18 protein-coding genes are annotated in these 16,671 nt (G+C 33.0%); 16 read left to right on the forward strand and 2 right to left on the reverse strand.

Annotation, left to right across the window (positions count from 1 at the left end):
* Positions 1-713 precede the first annotated feature (713 nt).
* The 13 genes from JI665_RS26075 to JI665_RS26125 all read left to right on the forward strand — a co-directional run bounded on the left by JI665_RS26075 (position 714) and on the right by JI665_RS26125 (position 12,486).
* Positions 714-2,039, forward strand: a complete 1,326-nt coding sequence (locus JI665_RS26075; RefSeq protein WP_206845637.1) for a helix-turn-helix domain-containing protein — start codon at positions 714-716, stop codon at positions 2,037-2,039.
* A gap of 457 nt (positions 2,040-2,496) precedes the next feature.
* Entirely contained in the window at positions 2,497-4,086 is a 1,590-nt protein-coding gene (locus JI665_RS26080) for an NlpC/P60 family protein (RefSeq protein WP_244671325.1), read from the forward strand.
* 412 nt (positions 4,087-4,498) lie between these two features.
* Entirely contained in the window at positions 4,499-4,690 is a 192-nt protein-coding gene (locus JI665_RS26085; RefSeq protein ID WP_206845639.1) for an aspartyl-phosphate phosphatase Spo0E family protein, read from the forward strand.
* A 206-nt stretch (positions 4,691-4,896) separates the two neighbouring features.
* The gene (locus JI665_RS26090) at positions 4,897-5,979 is read left to right on the forward strand and encodes a DUF2325 domain-containing protein (protein ID WP_206845641.1); all 1,083 of its coding nucleotides are present in this window, start codon (positions 4,897-4,899) and stop codon (positions 5,977-5,979) included.
* Positions 5,980-6,184: 205 nt separating this feature from the next.
* Positions 6,185-7,066 (forward strand): helix-turn-helix domain-containing protein, encoded by an 882-nt coding sequence (locus JI665_RS26095; RefSeq protein ID WP_071158570.1) that lies wholly within the window; start codon positions 6,185-6,187, stop codon positions 7,064-7,066.
* Positions 7,067-7,103: 37 nt separating this feature from the next.
* On the forward strand, positions 7,104-7,343 hold the full coding sequence (locus JI665_RS26100) for a hypothetical protein (protein ID WP_035333209.1): 240 nt from the start codon (positions 7,104-7,106) through the stop codon (positions 7,341-7,343).
* A gap of 186 nt (positions 7,344-7,529) precedes the next feature.
* Positions 7,530-8,045 carry an RsfA family transcriptional regulator gene (locus tag JI665_RS26105; protein WP_206845644.1) on the forward strand — a complete coding sequence of 172 codons (516 nt, stop codon included), beginning with the start codon at positions 7,530-7,532 and terminating at the stop codon, positions 8,043-8,045.
* A gap of 645 nt (positions 8,046-8,690) precedes the next feature.
* Complete coding sequence (locus tag JI665_RS28765) at positions 8,691-8,843, forward strand: hypothetical protein (protein WP_244671326.1); 153 nt, start codon at positions 8,691-8,693, stop codon at positions 8,841-8,843.
* The gene (locus JI665_RS29070) at positions 8,827-8,958 is read left to right on the forward strand and encodes a hypothetical protein (protein WP_256816788.1); all 132 of its coding nucleotides are present in this window, start codon (positions 8,827-8,829) and stop codon (positions 8,956-8,958) included. Before JI665_RS28765 ends, JI665_RS29070 begins: the two co-directional genes overlap by 17 nt.
* Positions 8,959-8,994: 36 nt before the next feature.
* Positions 8,995-9,216 (forward strand): phosphotransferase, encoded by a 222-nt coding sequence (locus tag JI665_RS28770; protein WP_244671327.1) that lies wholly within the window; start codon positions 8,995-8,997, stop codon positions 9,214-9,216.
* Positions 9,217-9,594: 378 nt separating this feature from the next.
* A complete protein-coding gene (locus JI665_RS26115; RefSeq protein WP_206845646.1) occupies positions 9,595-10,305 on the forward strand; it encodes a YwmB family TATA-box binding protein in 711 nt (236 codons plus the stop codon).
* A 335-nt stretch (positions 10,306-10,640) separates the two neighbouring features.
* Positions 10,641-11,807 carry a D-alanyl-D-alanine carboxypeptidase family protein gene (locus JI665_RS26120; protein WP_206845648.1) on the forward strand — a complete coding sequence of 389 codons (1,167 nt, stop codon included), beginning with the start codon at positions 10,641-10,643 and terminating at the stop codon, positions 11,805-11,807.
* Positions 11,808-11,907: 100 nt separating this feature from the next.
* The gene (locus JI665_RS26125; RefSeq protein ID WP_071158578.1) at positions 11,908-12,486 is read left to right on the forward strand and encodes a DUF1405 domain-containing protein; all 579 of its coding nucleotides are present in this window, start codon (positions 11,908-11,910) and stop codon (positions 12,484-12,486) included.
* 56 nt (positions 12,487-12,542) lie between these two features.
* On the opposite strand, the gene JI665_RS26130 is transcribed toward JI665_RS26125, so the two are convergent.
* Both JI665_RS26130 and JI665_RS26135 read right to left on the reverse strand, forming a co-directional pair.
* On the reverse strand, positions 12,543-12,863 hold the full coding sequence (locus JI665_RS26130) for an AbrB/MazE/SpoVT family DNA-binding domain-containing protein (RefSeq protein ID WP_035333201.1): 321 nt from the start codon (positions 12,861-12,863) through the stop codon (positions 12,543-12,545).
* A gap of 21 nt (positions 12,864-12,884) precedes the next feature.
* Entirely contained in the window at positions 12,885-13,568 is a 684-nt protein-coding gene (locus JI665_RS26135) for a response regulator transcription factor (protein ID WP_083390536.1), read from the reverse strand.
* A 665-nt stretch (positions 13,569-14,233) separates the two neighbouring features.
* On the opposite strand from JI665_RS26135, the gene JI665_RS26140 reads away from it, so the two are divergent.
* The 3 genes from JI665_RS26140 to JI665_RS26150 form a co-directional block, all read left to right on the forward strand.
* Positions 14,234-15,211, forward strand: coding sequence for a F510_1955 family glycosylhydrolase (locus JI665_RS26140; protein WP_206845649.1), 978 nt, complete (start codon positions 14,234-14,236; stop codon positions 15,209-15,211).
* Positions 15,212-15,585: 374 nt separating this feature from the next.
* A complete protein-coding gene (locus JI665_RS26145; RefSeq protein ID WP_244671328.1) occupies positions 15,586-16,347 on the forward strand; it encodes a hypothetical protein in 762 nt (253 codons plus the stop codon).
* 111 nt (positions 16,348-16,458) lie between these two features.
* Positions 16,459-16,671: MATE family efflux transporter (locus tag JI665_RS26150; protein WP_244671329.1), on the forward strand; the 213-nt coding region annotated here is incomplete at its 3' end.

Consider the following 16,671-nt stretch of genomic DNA (forward strand, 5'->3'; position numbering starts at 1 on the left):
ATTATATGCATTATTAGGTTATGACCATCTAGCAAAATTGCTTGTACATTTGACCTGGAGAATATGTCCTTTATTACGCAGTTCGATCATGATCTACAGGATACAAAATGATAGAAATTTCCCCCTCAAGGAAACCTAAGAGTAAGGGAATATACTAAAGGAGGAATCATCATGGATGAAAAGGAACTGCAAGTTTTAATACAAAATCCGAGGATCTACAAAGGGTTATACGGATAGCTGCAAAGCAGATTGACAATCCCGTATTAACAACTTCAATTGTTATTGAATTAGAGAACTTTATTGATTTTCTGAAAGAAACAGAATAAGGAAGATGTTTCGCAGCAGTCACATGAAGAATACAAGAAAGGAGACTTACTAATTGAAAAAAATGAAAAACGTCCATTTACTTTATTTCTATTATTGTAATAGAATGCCACCGATGCATATCTCATGAGAAAAGGAAACATAGGCCAATCTGAAAGTATTTGTACAAAGATTTCTCGATATATCATAAGGTCAAATTTAAATACCATTAGACAAGAGTCCTCTTTAATATAAAGAGGCATTTTTTTGTTGCAGAATTAATAACTATTACAAAACACGTTCAAAAAATATACTTTTTCCAAAATTTGAAAGAATAATCATCTTATCCCCCTTTACTACTTATCATAAAAGAATATACTTATGATAGAGAGGTTTAAAGGAGAAGATGTATGTATATTGATAAAGTAAAAGTTGGACAAAACATTAGAAAAATAAGAAAAGCAAAAGACATGACTTTGAAAGAATTAAGTTCTAACATTTGCTCCATTACTAAGCTGTCCAACATTGAAAATGGAATTGGGGAAATATCTCTAGATGATTTAGAAAAATTTTGTATAAAATTAAATATTTCCATTCAAGACTTATTACCAAAAAGTGAAAAGTTTTTCTTAGATCAATCAAGAGTTGCATTTGCAAAAATAGAAGATTTTATTCGAATGGGTTTTCATGATATAGCGGAAAGCAAAATAGAAAAATTAGTTTATGATGAAATGTTACTTCCATTGCAAATTAACTACCTTAAAGCATTAAATAACTATGAAATTAGGAATTATCATTCAGCAATGTATTTTCTTTTTGAAATGATAAAGGAAAAGCATTCTATCGAATTAGAGAAAGAGTTAATTTCAAAAGCTTTTAACCTTATTGGGATTATTTATAACAAATTAGGAGACTACTCTTCCGCCCAAGAAATGTTTGAAAAAGCCATCAACAGTTCGACTAATAAACAATGGACCAATTTAGTTCTATATAATCTAGTTGTGGTTTTTGCAACGAAAGGACAAGTAATTGATGCCAGATTTAAAATTGGTGAGATTATTTCTAGCCACTTTCCTTACCAACAAAAGATTCGGTATATTTCGACTATACTTGATGTGTTGGAAGGGGATTATAATCAGTCTATAGAAAAAATCTTTGAATTAAGAAATGAGTTTTTTCAATTAAAGGAATTTGATTCTTTCTTAAGAACAATCATATTTTTCATTTATATTTACGACAAGCATCCAAAAATATTTAATAATTATCTAATCGAGGTAGAGTCCTTTATTTTGGATATGTCAGAAATAAAGAGAATACCAGAGAATACTAATCCTATTTTAGTTGCAAATTTACTTCAAACAATGACCTTGCACTTCTTAAAACAAAAGGACCTTAAAAAGGCTGATCAATATCTAAAACTCGCATTTGATCTAGCCGAAAAACATCCTAATGAAAGTATGAATGCCATTACCTATTATTTAGCAGCAATCATACATAATCAATCAGAATCTGATAAAGAAACTCAATTAGTCTATTTAAAAAAGGCATTAAAGCAAATAGAATTCGGTCAACCTTCAGTCTTAAAAGGGTTAATTCTATATGAATTGGCGAAGATAGAAGAGATAAAAGATAGTTATTGGAAGCAAGCAGCGGATAACTTTTTTGATTCCATGCTCATAAATAACTACTTCAACCATATTAATCTAAGTATGTTAATGCCTCAAATGTTATATTGAATTTAACTGAGAATAAGGGCATTCTTAACCTTATTATTTACTTAGTGCTAAAATGTTTTTAGTGAAAAAAAGACACAAATAGCGACATAGGAAAGGTGTTTAATGATAGTGAAAGTATATACAGTTAAAACACATAAAAACGAAGTTGTAGTAATGACAGCTAGCAAAGCAAAAGCACTTTGGTATCTTGAAAAGGGGTTCATTGTTGAAGTTTTGTAGTTCTCAGTACGCTAATTTAGCGAAAGAAAATGAGAGACGGGTAGTTTGCTGCCACAAGTCTCTAATGTTCGTTAATTAGTATTAAGTTCTTATTCCACTTTGATTTATTCTCATAAAATGGTAAACTTAGATTAATTAAATAAAACTCAAAAGGGAAGAACCCTATAAGCGTGATGCTTGTATGGGTTCTTTTTTTTGTTTTTGAATAAAAATTCAATAAAACAGGGGCGGTATTCCATTGAAAAAACATATTATCATAATTAGCTCAACCATTTTGATTACGTCAATTCTGGTTGGCTACCCTAAGGTAAATGCAGAAACTATAGAATCAATAAAAAATCACAAACAGAAAATTACAGAACAACGCTCCCTTATAAAAAAGGGTATAGAAAATGCTGATAAAGAAATTGCAGAATCAAGAAATATGCAGACGCAGCTGAAAGAACAACTCAACAGAATAGAAAAAGCACTTCAAGATAACCAGAAAAAATACGACCAAACAAAATATCAAATAAATAAGGCCTCTGAGGAAAAAGAGAATCTCACGAATGAATTATTATTGCTTGAGACTAAAATTGTCGAGAGGAATAAGATACTTAAAGAGCGGGCCCGCAACTATCAGCAATCAGGAGCAAGTACATGGTTCTGGGATATGATACTTGATGCTTCCGGAATAGGCGACTTTGTTTCGCGTTTAACAGCTGTCGCAACTATAGCAGAAGCGGATCAAACCATTATTAAAGAGCAAGTGCATGACCAAGAACAGGTAATGTTAAATAGAGTTTTGGTGGAAAAAGCATTGAAGGATTTAAATAGCGCTAAGATAGAGCTTGAAGAAATTTTAAAGGTTGTTAAGGATCAGCAGGTTCAAAAACAGGACGTCCTGGCCCACTTGAAATACAAAGAGGAACAACTTAATCAAAACAAAAAAGATTTAATCAACCAAGATAATAATTTGGCAAATGAAGAAACAAAGCTGCAGCAATCAATTACTAGTGCTCAGAGCGGAAGTCCTTATTTCACTGCTGGAGGAAGTATTTCTGTTTCTGGAATCCCTACAGAATATATGACTTACTATTTAGATGCTGAAAAAAAATATAACATCCCGTGGCACATTCTTTGCGCTATTCACGATATAGAAACAAATTTCTCAACAATTTCTCCAATGGTTTCGTCAAAAGGTGCATTGGGGCACATGCAGTTCATGCCAAAAACGTGGGAAGACTTTGGAATAGACGCGGATCAGGACGGTAAGGCAGATCCTTTTAGCTTAGCAGATGCTATTGCCTCTGCAGCTAACTATCTTTCAGTACATGGCTTTAACAAGGACCCTCGAAAAGCTATTTGGCATTATAATCATGCCGATTGGTATATTAATGAGGTCATGCAAACATCCGAAAAATACAAAGCCTCCTACTTAGCTTCAACTACAAATCTTGAAAGTGTTGTAACTGTAGGAAATAAATTAATTGGTAACTCTGTTTATGTATTTGGTGGTGGAAGAAATGAAAAGGATATTAACAATGGCCGCTTCGATTGTTCAAGTTTTGTCCATTGGGCCTTTAGTCAAGTAGGAATCTCTCTCGGTCCTCTTACTTCTACCACAACCGATACCCTAAAAAATCAAGGCGTTAGAATTACCTTTAATGAGATACAATCTGGAGATTTAGTTTTCTTTGATACATACAAAAAAGACGGACACGTTGGTATATATGTTGGCGATGGAAAATTCATTGGAGCTCAAAGCACCACGGGAATAGCCATTGTCAGTATGGAAACAGGATATTGGAAAGAAAAATTTAATGGTAGAGTAATCCGGATTAAATAAAGAAAATCTAATATCAATTTCTTTTGTAAAAACCAAATATAATACCTTTATTTCCCTATTACTAAATGATAGTATTTTCTTATTACCAATATTGTGTAGAGGGAAGAACCCGAGAAGCTATTAGGCTTTTTGGGTTCTCTTTTTTGTGAAAGGAAGTGCTCAATAGTAAGGATTAAATTCATACTTCATAGCTATGAAAAATATTGCTATTCCCATTATTACTTCAGTGTTTATTTTAACTCTTACGTTATTCACCCTTTATTCCTACGGCATGTGGGATCAACTAGCTGTATCTTATTGTCTTATAAACATTTCCTTCATAGGACTTGCTTGGTTGCTATTTCTAATAAAAAAAGCGAGTGGTAGAAAAACCTTTTATAAACCTAAAGGAAAGCAGGTGTAGTTAAACTAAATGAATGACCGAGATATCCAAAGAAAAATTGAAGACAAGCGCGCGGAAATGTACTTGGCTGCAAATAATTTAGGTTTAGACAGTTCAAAAGTGGTTAAAATTAGCGAAGAGCTTGACCACTTAATTAATCAATTTAATTCTAATAGGTTCCTAGATAGAGGTTCTATAAATATATCTAAAAATAGTGTATAAAAGGTAGGCTTTATGACGATTATATTAAATGAAAACATCACTAAAATGATTACTGAGGAAGAATTTACTTTTTTGGCCTATGAATTTATCCGTTTAGTCGATGATTATATCAAGTGTCAATGCACAGAAACCAAAAAGTTCTTAATACAGGATATAAATTTAATAGGTGAGGCAATGGATTTATAATCTAATTTGGAGGAAGATATATGAATAATAGTGAACACTTTAATTTTTTTAGAAAGTCAATGATAAAATCCCTTGAACAAATGAACATCGAAAATTTCCATATTTATAAGCAATTATTAACTAAGCAACTGCAGATATGTGAAAATATGGTGGATATCCAAAATTTCCAATCGGAACATCAAATATCATTAGTTAGTGATACTTCCAAGGATCATGACGTACTCCCAGAGGTTATAGAGCAAACTAAAAACATAGAAACGTCACCACAAAAATATCGATTTGAGCGTAAACTCAGAGGTGGCTATATCCAAGAAATCGATGGGTACGTTCCTGAAGGAGTAGTAAGGAATTTAGAAATACAACATGGGGATTATTTATATGCTGTAGAAGTCGAACCGGGTTATCACCAGAAAAAAAGGTTTGAATACAGCATAGCTGAAAAAGGGTTAGGGATAGAACCTTCAGATCGAATTCAATATAATTATTGTCCTGTAGAGATGGAAAGCGGGAGACTAGTTGTAAAAAAGAACTTAGATAGTGGTGAAGATATTCGGCTAGGTGAAGTAGCTTACACAGTTATCCTCAATGAAGATGATATCCATTCATTAAATATAAAAGAAAATGATATCGTAGATATTGCATTTCCCATAGATAAACCTGAGGCTAATAGAATTTTATGGCGACATAACACAGAAAATTACGATAGCTGGGTTCCTCCGCTGAAATCTGGCCATTATAAAAAGGCAAAGCAGCAGGGCACTACAGAAATTATAAATAAATGTAACCTAGACTTCGATAGTAAAACTATATTAGTTGTAGGATTAGAAGCAAGAAAATCTGTCTTTGAAAAAGAAATTGATGCTAGGGGAGGGACCATGATCTGGGCTTCTGGTAACGAAGAACTATCAAGACTTGAGGCAATGGTAAAGAAGTCAGACTTAGCTGTTATTATCATTAGTCATGTAAGCCATCGAGGAAGTATAGAAACAGTGAAGTATTGCAAGAATCATGGTATACCTTTTACACCTGTTAAAAGCAGAGGTGTGGAATCTTTAATAACTGCCATTAATGAATCTATACAAGAAACTACTCACATAGCTTAACTCTTCTATTATCTACTAAGTCATATTTCTTTTTAATATCTTAACAAATAAGTCCTATAGCGCATTATAATAATATATTTACCGACCGCTTAAAAAAATCTTTAGCGGTCTTTTACATTTTTAGGTACAAGTTTGAATTGTTTAATGCTGGATAAATATTTATAATATTACATAAATAGGCCTAATGGCATAAGGGGACAAAACGATGGAAGAGTATAGCTTTGGAGAAGTGCTGCAAACTCTAAGAAAGAACAAAAAATTTACTATTAGGGAGATTTCAGAAGGGATATGTACAGATAATGAATATAGTTTATTTGAACGAGAAAAAAAATATCCTACTCTAGACCAACTATATTTAATAGCCGAAAAACTAGGTACCAATTTAGCAGATATTATGAAAATGATCACTAAGAGTAATGATAATTATGTGAAACTAATAATAGACCTTATAAACAAATATAAAAGAGAAAGGGAATATGAAAAAGTCTTTCAGATTACACAAAAGGAAAAGAATTCTCATATATTTTCATCAAATAAACTGAAACAATTTTTATTATGGAATGAAGGAATATGTTATTACTATTTACATGACGAACCAGAGAAAGCTGTAGAAACTCTTTATGAAGCCATTGATTTGACTAATCCACAGCGTAAAAGTTTGAACGAAAGTGAAATTGAGATATTAACGAGTATCGCAATGATTATATATGAAACCAAGGATTATCGAAAAGCAATTTCTACCTTCATAATAGCGCTTAGAGATCTTGAAAGTCTCCCGACTCTACTGGAACCAAAAGTCAAATTACGCATCCTATTTGGCCTATCACAAGCCCTGACAGATAATGAACAGTATGAAGAATCCTTAAATTATAGTTTAAGAGGAATCAATCTTTGTATAGAGGAAGAACTTTTATATTTATTTGCAGAGTTTCATTATCAGAGCGGGGAAAACTATCTAAAATTGGGAGAGCGAGATAAAGGAAAGACCTATGTGGAAGAATCTATTCATCTCTGTTATTTAACGAAACAGACTAAGATGGGTCAGATAATCGAAAAAGAGTTGGAAAAAATGCTGGCCAACTGTTAAAATTTTATTAAAGAGGAAAATATAGGAGGATTTTACTATGAAGAAATTAATTATTGGCGCTGCGTTATCCCTAAGTATTGCTGGTGCAGGTTTGTTTGCTATAAATCTTAATGATCAATCCGGAATTCCAACACAACACCAAATTAGCGAAAAATTAGACTATGCGGGCATTCCCACTCAACATAGCATTGGCAAAGAAATTGAATTAGCTGGAATCCCAACTCAACATAGTATCGGTAATGGTTTCACTGTGATGGGAATACCTACACAGCATTAAAAAATTGTACTTTCACCAAACCATCCTTAATGGGTGGTTTTTTTGATATACCAAGCACCAATTTAAATTAGAACAGATGGGGTCAGGTACAGAAGTAAAAAACTATTTTCCCCATTAAAAGACATAAATTTTCTTCTTAATTATAACTTGAAAGCATATCTATAATTAAAAAGGAAGTGAGCCCTAATGCTTAAAACCAGGCAGGACTCCTGGACAAAAGAAGAAGATACTCTGTTGGCGGAAATAGTATTGAAACATATAAGAGAAGGCGGCACTCAGCTCCAAGCCTTTGAAGAAGTGGGCAAACAATTAGAACGTACATCCGCAGCTTGTGGCTTTCGCTGGAATGCAAATGTTAGAAAATTATATAGAACTGAAATAGACCATGCTAAAAAGCTAAGAAAGATGGATTCTTCCTCTGACGTAAGCCATCAAAATAATCATAGTAGGTCTAATCAAAATGGAAAGACATTAGTAGAATTCGACAGTCTAATTGATCAGCTATGGGCTTTGTACGAATCAAAAAATACTAAAGACAACTCAGAACAAGATCTTCATTCCATCGAAGAATTAAGGGATCAAATAAATGTCCTAAAAGATAAAAATGCTAAGATTTTAGAAAAAAAGAATAAACTAGAAAAGGAATATAATGCATTAAAAGAAATTTTGGAATCAGCGCATCAAATACTAAAATTTAAATGATAAAATGTGTGGTAAAGAAACCTTTAGTCTGGGTTTCTTTTTTTGTTTGACCTTACATTATTTCCTTTTTTTAGTGTGCTAAAGCCGATGTTTGAAGATGATATCAACCCACCTAAACCTTTTCAATAAAGAGGGGATGAGCAGTATGGCCCAATGGAAGGAATTATTAATCGAAATAAAAAAATTGAAGAAAAGTATAGAAGCTCATTTAGAAATCCAGTTACAGAGCTAGAAATTAAGTATTTTTAGAAGCTGATGCAGGAGAAGATAGGTAACATACAGTTACCAAAGTCTTATATAAACTTTTTATAAACAGTAAATTTGAAAATTGACATGAAAATGAATCGCATAAGTAATATGTATTTTTGGGGGACTCTGATATAGCCTGGTACTTTTTGATTTAAAACAAGAACTATTTCTAGAACTTGATAAACCATCAGGAACCTTTATACAATCCTTTGATTGTTTCGACTTCATGTTGGCCGAAGCACTCCAAACAACACTAATATAAAGTTAAGTAGGGCCATTTTGGATATGCTGAAGCAAATCATTCAGAGTAAATCCACATCTATTATTTGATTTTCCAAACCGCTAACATACCAAACTAATGGGTGATTCGAGTAAAGAAATAAAGGAGGGATTTCAGTGATCTATTTAATTACTGGACCGATGGCAAGTGGTAAATTTACTGTTGCAGAATTGATGGCAAAAAAATTCAAGAGGTCAGTACACTTACGTGGGGATGTCTTTCGTAAAATGATTGTTTCTGGAACGAGAAGAAATGAGCGAAAAACCTAGTAAAGAAGCTGAAACTCAGGCAGATTTGCGCTATCAACTAACAGCAGAAGTTGCAAAATGTTACAGCAAAGCAGGATTTACTGTTATTGTACAAGATAATTACTATGGTCAATAACTTCCGTATATTCTTAAATTAATGGGTCATGAGAAAGTGGAGCCAATTGTTTTAACTCCTAATGCTGATGTTATCCGAGAAAGCAAGCATAATAGAGGCAAGTTTGGTTATATCGGCTTTAATGTTGATAGTTTGCGGAAAGAGTTTATAAAAACTACACCGCACCTGCGTATTGGTTTATGGGTTGATAATAGTATCGAACAACCGCATGAAACAGTTGATTATATTATGGCTAAGTTAGGTATTGAATTAAACTAAAAATCTTCTAAGTTATTCCATAAACTGGTGCGATAGTTAAATACACTTCGCTTTTCTACTAACAATAAAAATAAGGAATTGTGGTAACATCATATTATAAATGTTGTAAATAAATGAGCATACAAATAGTTTTATAATTAATATTATTAATAAATATTTAAACAAAAAAATATACACAACTTTATTATATTTTTCCATACTTTCTGCATATAAATTATTTATTATAAAGGTCTAGGACAAATAACTACCCCTATATGAAAACAGTAGGAAGAAGCACTCCCAAGGGGGGTGCTTTTTCTTATTATCATTTCTACAAATCTAGAACTTCACGAATAATATTAGATAATTTGTCCATACTAACAAAAGGGAGGGGTAGACATGAAAAAAGTAATTTTTAGTATATCAATAGCGTTATCATTAATGTTTTTCTACAGTCAAGTAGGACAGAGTAAAGAGGATAACCTTTTATCCATTGTAAATAGTTTAGATGATATGAACGCAAAAATAAGTGAATGGTCTCTATATTACAAGTATGATGTGAATTATTCCGATTCTTTAAGTACTTTTAGAGAGCACGAAGCCAATCTGAAAAGTAAATATCCCAACTTTCAATGGGAGGAAAATAGAATCGGAGATCACCATATCATTATAACCGGAAAGTTAAACGGAAACATCACCAGAGAACAAATTGTTCTTACAGCACTAAAAGAAGGCAACAGGTATAAACTTTTACAAACATATAGTTTTACTAGTGAAATATGGTCACAAGATGAGTACGAAAGACTTACTAACATACTAGAAAACAAACATAATCTTTACTTCACTGTAAAGTCTAAATTAAAACCTGATCAGCATCAGAAATTAAGTGATAAGGCCAATAACATTTTAGAGAAACTTTCAGCACAACCAGTTGAACAACTTGTAGAGGAAAACTTTGTTTCCGTCTCAGCTTATAAAAATTCCTGGAAAAATTTCTTACCAACAAGAAATAATGAAAAAATGAATTTACAATTAGGTTTGAGAAATAATCAAGAAGATAAATTGATAAGCATTATAATTGGAAGCCCTATTATTACAATTGAGTATTAAAAGGGGAAAAGGGATCATAATAAAGATAGCTTATTTTTAGTTTATTCTACAAGTTTAAGTGTAGGAGTTCGGTTCTATAAACTGTTAACCCTCTGTTCATATGTGAATAGAGGGTTTTTTATTATAAAAGTAAATAAATTTCTTCCTCCATATTTTCTTCAAAGTTATTTTCTATAATCAGTTTTGATATAGAAAAAGGATTAACTGTTCTGCACAATTCTGGGAGAAAATTCTTATACCATTACCCAAATAGATTAACATCCAACAAAAACTTTATTTATTGGAAACAAATCATTAAAGTAATTTATTAATTATCAACTTTAAAGGAGAACAAAATGAAAAAGATACTATTCTTTATATTAATTACAACCTTAATTAATTTGTTTCCCCAAAAAACCTATGGTGCAGATAGCCCTAAAGTGTCCAGCGTTTCCGCTATTTTAATAGATATTAAAACGGCGGAAGTTTTATTTGAAAAGAAAGCTGGTGATAGGATGTACCCGGCAAGCCTGACAAAGATAGCTACGGCCATTTATGCTATTGAAAAGGGAAATTTAAATGATAATGTAACTATTGGCAAAAATCCTAGGGAAACAGAAGGTACGAGGGTTTATTTAGAAGAAGGTGAAACTGTCACACTTAGAAAGCTAGTACAAGGTTTGCTTATTAATTCTGGCAATGACGCAGGGATCGCAATAGCAGAACATTTGGATGGCTCTATTGAGGCATTTTCTAAAAGCCTAAATGAATATTTAGCAAAATTAGGTTTAAAGAACACAGTCTTTAAGAACCCACATGGCCTATTTGACGCTGAACACGTTACAACCGCTGAAGATTTAGCTTTGTTAACCCGTTACGCGATGGAAAATAAGGAATTCAAGGAAATTTTCAGTACAAAAGAGCTAAAGTGGCAAGGAGCATCTTGGGATACGACCCTTTACACCCACCATAAACTTATGAGGGAATCACCATATGAAGGTGTTATAGGCGGGAAAACTGGATTTGTTGATCAATCCGGACATACATTGGTGACAGCTGCTAAAAGAAAAGATTTGAGCTTGATTGTTGTTACATTAAATGCTGCATCTCAAGACATTGCATATGAAGACACAAGGAAGTTACTCGATTTTGGATTTAGCCACTATAAAACGTCAACTATACCTAAAGGTATCTCATTTAAAGTTAAAGATAGTATTTATACTGCAAAAAAAAGCATTTATTTTACTCAAAATATCCAAGGAGATGCACCAAATTTGATAACGGGAGATGGAAGTGTGGAAATTTTGAAGCCAAGCGAAAAATTCCTTTCTGATCTCCAGGGTGAAGAATTTTTTCAAACAACTAATGAAACAAAGGAAACATTTAAGGAATCAAAAGATCAAAATGTTAAAAAAGGGGGTACCGAAGTTTATTTGTCAGTAATAGCACTGCTTTCTGCAATCGCTGCTTTAATAGTAATTAAAAGAAAGCCCCTCAAAAAAGATTCAACAAAAAATTCATAAATTAGATGACTATCTTCTCTTTACCCCAGGATAAATATAACTTCTGGGGATTGTGGATAATACCAAATTCAAATCATTAAAAATTGTAGGGGGAAAGAAAATGAAGAGTTTTTATAAACTGCTGGAAAAGCGGTGGTTTTTATTGCTTTTATTTCTAACAAATTTTTTGGGAACTGTCTATGGCTATATTTGGTATGGAAATCAGTTGTCGCAAACACCTGCAGAATTCCTGATATTCGTTCCTGATAGCCCTACAGCAAGTTTATTTTTCATCTTCGTTTTAGGAGCTTTTCTGATTAAGAAGAACTGGCCATTAATGGAAGCTTTAGCTGTAGTAACCCTATTTAAATACGGAATTTGGGCCGTGTTTATGAATATTTTTACCTACTATGCAACTGGTTCTCTCCATTGGACAGGTTATATGCTAATTGCGTCTCATGCTTTAATGGCAATTCAGGGATTACTTTATGCTTCGTATTATCGTATAAGATTATGGCATTTGGTAATTGCAGCTATTTGGATATTACATAACGATGTCATCGACTATGTGTTTTTCATGATGCCGTGGTATGGTCCCTTAAGTAATTACACACCGCAAATAGGATATTTTTCTTTTTGGTTAAGCATAGCCACATTACTAATAACTTATTTCCTTGTCATCAAGAGAAAAGGGAGCTGAACAGCTCCCTGATATTGAACTTATATATTTAGTGAAAGATTTAATTATAATTATTACTAATAATTCCTTAGCTGACCTTGATCTTCAATATAATCTAAATTTGTAATTGAAATAGAACCTTTTTTTGAATGAGCTTCTAAAGATAAAAGGGAATTTGAATATATTTTTAACATTCTTCTCAGTTCAGTTGGAATAGAGAACTTCCCGTTCCTATAAATTACTTTATTTAAATGAACATCTTCGTGATGTTTACTAATCAATAAGCGCCCTGCCTCCATATATATATATACATATTCTCCATCATTTACACACAATTTTTTCTTTAGTGCTAATGGAACTGAGATTTGGCCATTTTTTGATAACTTTTTAATATACAAGGAATCTTCATCCTTTCTATTCTATAAATTTCCGCTGGTATTCCATTTATATCCTGTCCCCCAAACTGTAACTAAATGATGATCAACGGGATAATCAGACTGCCTTAACTTCTCTCGGATATTTCTTATATGCGAGTCAATCGTCCTGTTATCTGTCTGGTCATTATTCTCCCAGATACTTTTTAGCAGTGCTTCACGGGAAAACACATAGTTGGGTTTTTTTAGCATTGTTCCTAAAAGGGCAAATTCCTTCGGGGTTAACGGGATTGAATTACCGTTATAAGTAAGATCAAATCCGCTTTCGTCGTACATTAACCCATGGGAGGAAAGGCCAGTCTTCTTGGGAGTTGTAGTTCTTCTTATTAAAGCCTCCACTCTTGCTAACAGTTCTTCCTCATTAAAAGGTTTGATAATATAATCATCCGCTCCTAGCTTAAATCCATTAAGTATATCTTGTTTTTCTTTGTTGGCTGTCAATATTATGATTGGAACATTAGAATTTTTTCGAATCTCTTTGCAGACTGTCCAACCATCTATATCAGATAATGAAATCTCTAAAATCACTAGCGATACATTTTCCAAAGTTAGGCATGTCAATACGTGCTTGATAGAGTGAGAATGCACACATTGATAGTATGGTGAGAGAAGATTTCCTAAATAGTTAACTACTCCTTGATCTTCATCAATAATCATGATCTTAGTCATTACAGTTGCTCCTCATTTGGTAATATCCTTAAAGTTACTTTACAAAAAAAATATGAAGAAATTTTGCATTATTATTATCTTCCAAAAAAATTCTTAGGTATTTTCTATACTAGGAAATTGAAATCAGTATGCATTCAATCTATGTGGAAGTAATTGCTTAATTAAAGTCATAGATAACAAAGGAGCAAAACAAGATAAGGAGGCAACTTTTGAAGAGAACTAATGGGTATAAAATAAAACATGGCTTGACGGTATGTATATACTGAGAAAACAGTTAAAAATTATAGACTCAATCGATTGGTAAAGTCCCAGCTTTGTTCTTTTTCTAATAAATTCTTGTAACCTTATCATTAAATTAGACAGGTTAATCGATTATTTTGTATAATAAAGTTTTTTTCAATTTTAAATTTCATCTAGCAGGATTCTCACTTAAGCAATAATTAACTTACGGATTACCTTGTGTCTTTTCTGCACATTAAGTGCATATTTTTGTTGTAAACTTAATGTGATCGTTTGAAGAAGAGTATAGAAAATGAAAAACTTGAGAGGCACGTGGTTTCTATAGAATATTTAGGAGAAATGACTCTGATTGTCCTAGCCAAGTGTCATATTTAGTTTGTTCTCTTCCTGAAATGATCCTATAATTGGAAGCAGGAGTGAGATCTATGAAAAAGTCATTATTATTAGCAGTACTAGGATTAACCTTTAGCCTTGCCGCATGTGGCCAGGCTGAAGAAAAAAATAACAAGGATATCAAACAATCAGAAGCCCAAACTGATGAACAGGGAAGCGGGGAAGCGGCAATATCCAATAGTTTTTTTGAAGTCTTTGATGGGAAAATTGATCACATCCACGGGGTGGGCTATTCTGGAAATCAAGGCAAGCCCTTTTATGCAGCTCATGATGGATTAAAGGTTTACGATGGAGGGAAATGGTATAAAACTAAGGAAGAAAACAATGACTATATGGGCTTTAATGCAACAAAAGACGGCTTTTATACGAGTGGGCACCCTGGACAGGATTCAAACCTTCCAAATCCATTAGGAATACAAAAGAGTACGGATGATGGAAAAACACTTCAGGAGCTAGCTGTTGAAGGTGAAACAGACTTCCATCTAATGGGAGTAGGGTATGAAAATCAGGTGATTTTCCTAATGAACCCACAGAAAAATTCCATCATGGAAACAGGAAAGTTTTATCTCAGCGAAGATAACGCAAAGACATGGAAGGAAGTATCCGCAAATGGCCTTGATGATACATTGCTCAGTATCGCTGTACATCCCCAAAAAGCTGATTATTTGGCTGCATCCGGTCAGCAAGGTATATACCTGTCAAAGGATAAAGGTAAAACCTTTGAACGAATCTCGAAAAGCGGACAAGGCACATCTGTCTTTTTTACAAATGACAGCTTAATCTACGGGACTTACGATGGTACATCTAAGCTGACAAAGGTTTCTCTGTCTGATGAAACAGAAGAGGAAATAGCATTGCCTAAAATGAATGAAGATGCAGTTATGTATTTAGCTCAAAACCCGAATAATGATCAGGAAATGACGTTTGTTTCATTTAATGGAGACATATATTATACAACTGATGGCGCTAATAACTGGGATGCCATTGTAGAAGCAGGCAAAATTAAATAAATTAATTTTAAAGATCGAAGGGTGCTTCGATCTTTTTTGCTTTTTAAACAGCTATTATTCACCTCGAACTGTCCTTATATCACTGCTTCTTCATGCTCTTCAATTTGCTTTAGAACATAATGAAGTCTCTTAGCCCCATCAGCTATGAATCTCTATTAAGATCTTCTTAAACTCTTCCTCCCCGTTTCTATTTTTTCTTATGCATTTGTAATTTATCTGCATAGTTTTAGATGATGTTTTTTTGTGTAGCCTAAATTATTTTAATGCTATCCAAAAATTTTATTGCTAAATATGCATTTTTTGTGGAGTTTATTAAAAAAATGTAGTGGTAAAACTGTATTGAAGATTAGATAATATAACTATTTTGAGGTGAAATGATGAATCAGGAAACGAATCATGGTACACATGGACATGAATCTCATATCCATGGGGTACCATCTAATATCGTAGAAGAAATACAAACTGAATGGAATGTCAGTCCTGCTACTATTAAACCTAAACAAGAATCCGAAATTTTTTTATCAGTCAAAAAGAACGGAAAGAATATTATTTCCTTCTCAGCTGTACATGAAAAACAGATGCACATACTTATAATAAGTCACGATCTAAGTATTTTTCAGCATCTACATCCCAATTATGATGGGGAAGGTAAGTTTAATGTGAAGACCACCTTTCCAAAAGCAGGGAAATATAAAATATTTGCTGATTTTCTTCCAGAAGGTTCTGCTCAGCAACTTGCCAAGTATGATCTAATAGTAGAAGGCGAGGAGCAGGATGATGCAGTTAATTTTGATAAAGAGTTAAAAAAGCAAGTAGATGATTTAATGTTTGAGTTGAAATTTGATAATTTGGCCGTAAAACAGCATGTACTGATGACATTTACTGTTACGGACAGCAAAGGCAACAAAATTACGGATTTGGAACCTTATCTTGGATCAGCAGGACATGTAGTTATTGTAAGTGAAAAAATGGACGAGTTTCTCCACGTCCACCCAAAAGATGAGGCAGCTAAAGGGCCGGATGTTGAATATATGACTACATTCCCTATTTCAGGCAAATATAAAATTTGGGGACAGTTTAAATATATTGGCAAGCTTTATACGGTTCCATTTGTAATAAATGTTCCGGGTAAGTAAATAATATAAATAGCCTAAGTTATAAATAGGGCACACTTATTGAGTGTGCCCTATTTATTTAAAGGTAACTCTATATTATTTACGGCCTTCTCAGAATAGGAGGGAAGATTATTGAAAGAACAAATTGTAGATGCAAAACTGAAAAATATTCAGTCAAATAAAGATAGATTAAAAATTATTACTACCCTGGCCATTCCCGCTGTAATCGAAAATTTCTTTCAAACCATCCTTGGGTTTGTTGACACATACTTTGTCTCAAAATTAGGCTTGGTGGAAGTGTCCGCTGTAGGAGTTACCAATGCAGTGCTCGCTATTTATTTTGCT

Origin of the sequence: Bacillus sp. NTK034 (assembly GCF_017303275.1) — a bacterium.
Taxonomy (GTDB): domain Bacteria; phylum Bacillota; class Bacilli; order Bacillales; family Cytobacillaceae; genus Cytobacillus.